The organism is Mycobacterium sp. (assembly GCF_035603715.1).
In the GTDB taxonomy this organism is placed as follows: Bacteria; Actinomycetota; Actinomycetes; order Mycobacteriales; family Mycobacteriaceae; genus Mycobacterium.
Genome location: NZ_DATNJW010000706.1, coordinates 1 through 4,752, shown reverse-complemented (window position 1 = coordinate 4,752; position 4,752 = coordinate 1). Strand labels below are relative to the sequence as shown.

Here is a 4,752-nt window from a genome sequence, read left to right as displayed (position 1 = left end):
GCCCACCGCGGCGTCGGCGGTCGTGATCGATCCGTAGAACTCGGCCAGATCTTGGCGTACCTCAAGGGTATCGGGTAGATAGTCGGGCGTATCGACGACCGCGGCGTCGGCGGGTTCGTAGCGATCGCGTGGATAGGGGCGATGCGTTTCGAAGAAACCGGCGGTCAGCAGGAACGGTTTGCCGGTGTCATGGTCACGCAGCCATTGCTGCGCCTGTTCGACGACGTACTCGCAGTAGGAGTTGGACACGTCGAATTCGTCGAAGCCCAGCCGCGACGGGTGTGACGTTTCGTGCTGCATACCGAATAGAGCGGTATACCAGCCAGATTCGGACAGGATCTGCGGCAGCGTACGGACGCCCGGGCGGTACTCCCAACCGTGGTGGGCGAGCCCGACCAAACCGTTGCTCTGCGGGTAGCGGCCGGTGAACAGCGATCCCCGCGACGGCGAACACAGCGGTGCGGTGGCGTGTGCTCTGGTGAACAAGATTCCCTCGGCGGCCAACTGATCCAGCCGCGGGCTCGACACGTCGGCGTGACCGTACACCCCGAGATACCGGCCCAGATCGTGCCAATGCACGAACAGCACATTGTCGCGCCGCGGGTGTGTCGCGTCTGCGTCTGCGTCTGCGCCGCCGATCGCCGCCACCTCCTGAGATTGGGGGACTCCATCGACGTTATCGGCTGCGACACGTCGGCATGCGTACCGGGGCGTGTCCGCCCAGGTCAGCTGTCAGCAACTCACCAGTGTTGCGGTGGCCCGGGCGGGCCGTGCTGAGGTGGCGGCGGTGGACCGGGCGGCCATTGCCCGCCGCCCGGAAACCCGCCTGGCCGGTGGGCATCGGTCAGTCTCGGCGGCAACCCCAAGACCACCCGGAAAGCCGGGACGAACATGAGGCCTCCGATCACCGCGACCACCAGGCCTGCGATCAGGTCGTAGGTGACCCGGCTGGTGGCGCCGTAACGAGCCTCGCAACCGATCGACAAGATCAGCGTGACGATGCCGCCGCCGAGGATCAGGAACTGGCCCATCGGCCTCTTGACGAAGAGCATCACCGCGCCGGCCGTTACCGCAAGGCACGCCGCGATGATCAAAAACAGGCATACCACGAGGGCCACCGGAACAGACGGAACCATATTTTTGATCTGTTCGCGACACATGCTCGAGTACTCGCCACCGAACCGATTACACACGTCCGCTGCGCGGCTGACGGCGCTGTTCAGGTTGATCCACAGCGTCAGCGTGAGGATGGCGCCGAGCAACCCCAGTAGCCCGATGGCCGCAAGGCCGACCCAGCTGACCGTCTGCTGCGAAGTCGGGGCGGGAGCGGGAGCGCCGTAACCACCCCACGGCGGGCGGTAGCCGGGTTGTTGGCTGTATTCGGCCGGCGGTGGGAATCCGGATCCAGGGGGCGGGCCGTATCCGGGTGGAGGCGGTTGCTGACCGTAGCTCTCCGGGCCAGGTTGGCCGCCGAAGCCAGGCCCGCCGTGGTCCCGGGGATCGTCTGGTGGGGGTCCCCACTGGGGGAGACCTGGCGGAGGTGGCTGCACCCCGGCATCGTAACCGCCGCCGGATCGGAGGGTCGCGGACCTGGACTGCAGGCTCGGAGGCCGGCGAGGCTCAGGTTGCCGCCCGGGGTGGTTGTCCCCAGCCGTTCTCCGAGACGAATTCGGCGAGCGGACGCCCCAGCGCCCAGCCGTCCAACTCCAGTGAGGGCCGGTCGGGAAAGTCCGGTACCGGACCAAGACAGAGGATCGCCACCGGTTCGGCGTCGGCGGGCATCGACAGCAGCGATGCCAGCTTCGGCGGATCGAACAGCGATACCCATCCCATCCCGAGGCCTTCGGATCGTGCCGCCAACCAGAGATTCTGGATGGCGCAAGAGACCGATGCCAGATCCATCTGCGGCATGGTGCGTCGACCGAACACGTAACTGTCCCTGCCATCGGAGAGTGCGACCACAAGCAGTTCAGCGCACTCGAGGATGCCTTCGACCTTCAGCGCCAGAAACTCCTGCGCCCGCGCGCCCAGGGCATGCGCGGTCTGCAAACGCTCCTCGTCGACCAGGGCGTGAATGCGGCGCCGCAGCTCGTCGTCGGTGATCCGGATGAATCGCCATGGCTGCATCAAGCCGACATTGGGTGCGGCGTGGGCGGCCTGCAGCAGGCGGGCCAGTACATCCTCGGGAACCTTGCTGTCGGCCACGAATCGGCGCATGTCACGACGTTCGGCGATCACGCGATAGACCGCGTGACGCTCCGGCGGACTGAATGCGTGATCACCCACATCGTCATCGTAGAAACCCCGGGTGTCGAAGGGACCAAAGATGCTCACTTCGACACGTCGACCAGCTTGGTCGGCCAGACTTGTCTAGAACCCACGGTCAAAAGGATCAGGCCAATGAATATTTCGGAGTCAGTGGAGCAATTGCCCACTAACGGGACGCGGGGACGCGTGTACGGCGAGCCCTACCGAACCGCGGATGGCGGCACCGTGATCCCTGTTGCCAAGGTCCGTGCCGGCACGTCGACGCCGATGGGGTTGTTCGTGATCTACGGCGGCACGGCCCGATGGGTGCCGGCCGTCGACACCAACCGGATAGCGTTGATCGGGATCATTACCGGTTTGATCTCGGCGACGATCGGCACCTTGGCGGTGCTGCGCCGGCCGCCATGGCCCGATCTGTCCGCGACGTCGGCGGCCTGGGCGCGACCTCGAGACGTTACGGACGGTAGGTGACGCCGACCGCCCGCAACACATTTTCCGGCGGCATCTCGAAGTTCAGTGATCGCCGCGGCAAAGCGGTCAGGACGTCGGCGGGAACGTCGAGCTTGTAGTGCAGTGAGAGGTGCCCGGTGAATGTCGGGTCGATCTCATCGACGTCCACATCGACCTGCAGCCCGTTCGCCGATATCTCAGCCGTCGCCGTACCGGATTGCGTTGCGTCCCAGCGTACATCGACGATCTCGCCGGCAAGCTTGGGCAGCGACGACAGGGTCGCCAGGACGCGCTGCGAGGTGAACGCCAGCGACCCGACATAGCTGGCGACGCTGTGCGCCGATCGCAGGCCGGGGATCGCACCGCTGAATCGCCGCGTGACCGGGACATAGTCGGCGAGGTAGATGACCCCCTCGGCCGCTACGTCGGCCCGCACGTCGGCGGGCAACTTGCCGATGCCGAAGAGTCTGCGGACGAAGACCGGCATCAGTGGGCCCGCTTCCCAAGCCGCAGCCGGAACCGAACCAGGGCCGCTAGTACTGCCGCCAAGGCCACCAGCATGCTGGTGTCGTGCAGCCATGCGCCGGGCACATGACGCCACAATCGGTCGACGGGCAGCCCGACTTCGACGCTGTTCAGATCGACCGTCGACGCTGAGGCGGCGAAGCCCCAACGGGCCGGCACGAACCACGCCATCTGGTCCAGGACCAGCCGTCCCGTCACAGGAATCAGGCCGCCGGCCAACACCATCGAGACCATGATCGTCACCACGAGCATCGGCAGCACCTGTTCGGTGGATCGGGCCAGCGACGACAGCGCCAGCCCCACCATCGCCGAGGTGATCGCCGTCAGCGCCAGGCCCAGGTACAGCTCCAGGACGCCGTTCGCCACGCCGTCGCCCAGCAGGGCGCCGCCACGGGCGGGCGCGCCTTTGCCGATCGTCATGATGGCGACCATGACCGCGGTGCCGATCAGCGCCGCGGTGCTGTAGACGACGACTTTGGCCGTCAGGTAGGCCGACGCCGACAGACCCACAGCCCGCTCGCGCTGGAAGATCATCCGCTCGCCGACCAGATCGCGCACGGTCAGCGCGGTACCCAGGAACACCGCGCCGATGTTGAGCAGGATCAGGATGTCGATGGGTTCTTCGGGTGCGGTCGGGTTGGCGGATCCGAGCCCGGTGCTGCCGGGCACCGCCAGCGACAGCACGCCAAGGACGACCGGCAGCACCGCCAGGAACGCGAAGTATCCGCGGTCGGAGGTGATCAGCCGGGTTTGGCGGCGCACCAACGTCACGACTTGGCGCCACGAGCTGGTCCGCGGCGGCTGTCCCAGCGGTGCCGCGCCGGCGGTGGGCGACGGCCTGCGCGCGGCGGCGGGATGTCGGGCCAGATACGCGCGATGTGCCGCATCGGGGTCCGTGCTGACTCGCGCGAAGATGTCGGCCCAGTCGGTGCTGCCCATCACCGGACCGATCTGGGCGGGCGGATCAGCGAAGGCGGTCTTGCCGCCTGGGGCCAATAGCAGGATCTGATCGCACATGCCGACGTAGGTGAGCGAATGCGTGACGACGATAACCACGCGTCCCGCGTCAGCCAGCCGGCGCAGCATCGTCATCACCTGGCGGTCCAACGCGGGGTCGAGTCCTGAGGTCGGTTCGTCCAGGATCAGCAGCGACGGGCCGGTCAGCAGCTCCATGGCCACCGATGCGCGCTTACGCTGACCGCCGGACAACTTGTCGACGCGAGTTGTCTTGTGCGGAGCCAACTCCAACTCATCGAGCACCCGCTCGACGACCTGGCGTCGATCATCGGCGGAGGTGTCCGGCGGCAGCCGGAGTTCGGCGGCGTAATGCAGGGCCTGCTCGACGGTGAGCTGGCGGTGCACGACGTCGTCCTGAGGCACCATCCCGATTCGCGAGCGCATCGAGGCGTACTCGGCGTGCACGTCGTGGCCGTCGAACGCAACCACGCCGGCGCTGCGTGGCATCGCGCCCCCGATCAGTTTGACCAGCGTGGACTTTCCTGCGCCGGA

Annotated in this window: 6 protein-coding genes; 1 reads left to right on the top strand and 5 read right to left on the bottom strand. The window is 66.9% G+C overall.

Annotated elements, in window-relative coordinates; translation table 11 throughout:
* The 3 genes from VN856_RS28425 to bluB form a co-directional block, all read right to left on the bottom strand.
* On the bottom strand, positions 1-639 hold a 639-nt coding region (locus VN856_RS28425), incomplete at its 3' end, for a sulfatase-like hydrolase/transferase (RefSeq protein WP_325695531.1).
* Between the two features lie 101 nt (positions 640-740).
* Positions 741-1,550 carry a hypothetical protein gene (locus VN856_RS28420; RefSeq protein WP_325695526.1) on the bottom strand — a complete coding sequence of 270 codons (810 nt, stop codon included), beginning with the start codon at positions 1,548-1,550 and terminating at the stop codon, positions 741-743.
* 70 nt (positions 1,551-1,620) lie between these two features.
* Positions 1,621-2,286: a 5,6-dimethylbenzimidazole synthase gene (gene bluB / locus VN856_RS28415; protein ID WP_325695529.1), complete on the bottom strand. Its 666-nt coding sequence runs from the start codon at positions 2,284-2,286 to the stop codon at positions 1,621-1,623.
* A 114-nt stretch (positions 2,287-2,400) separates the two neighbouring features.
* Between bluB and VN856_RS28410 the strand changes: the two genes are divergently transcribed.
* Positions 2,401-2,739: a hypothetical protein gene (locus tag VN856_RS28410; RefSeq protein ID WP_325695524.1), complete on the top strand. Its 339-nt coding sequence runs from the start codon at positions 2,401-2,403 to the stop codon at positions 2,737-2,739.
* Here VN856_RS28410 and VN856_RS28405 read toward each other — a convergent pair.
* Both VN856_RS28405 and VN856_RS28400 read right to left on the bottom strand, forming a co-directional pair.
* Positions 2,723-3,205 carry a hypothetical protein gene (locus VN856_RS28405; protein WP_325695522.1) on the bottom strand — a complete coding sequence of 161 codons (483 nt, stop codon included), beginning with the start codon at positions 3,203-3,205 and terminating at the stop codon, positions 2,723-2,725. The genes VN856_RS28410 and VN856_RS28405 overlap by 17 nt on opposite strands.
* Positions 3,205-4,752 (bottom strand): ATP-binding cassette domain-containing protein (locus VN856_RS28400; RefSeq protein WP_325695519.1); only part of this gene is annotated, 1,548 nt, incomplete at its 5' end. The genes VN856_RS28405 and VN856_RS28400, both read right to left, overlap by 1 nt.

Excerpts from the sequence above, each read along its gene's own strand:
- VN856_RS28410 (WP_325695524.1), top strand. The coding sequence starts at position 2,401 with ATGAATATTTCGGAGTCAGTGGAGCAATTGCCCACTAACGGGACGCGG.
- VN856_RS28405 (WP_325695522.1), bottom strand. The coding sequence starts at position 3,205 with ATGCCGGTCTTCGTCCGCAGACTCTTCGGCATCGGCAAGTTGCCCGCC.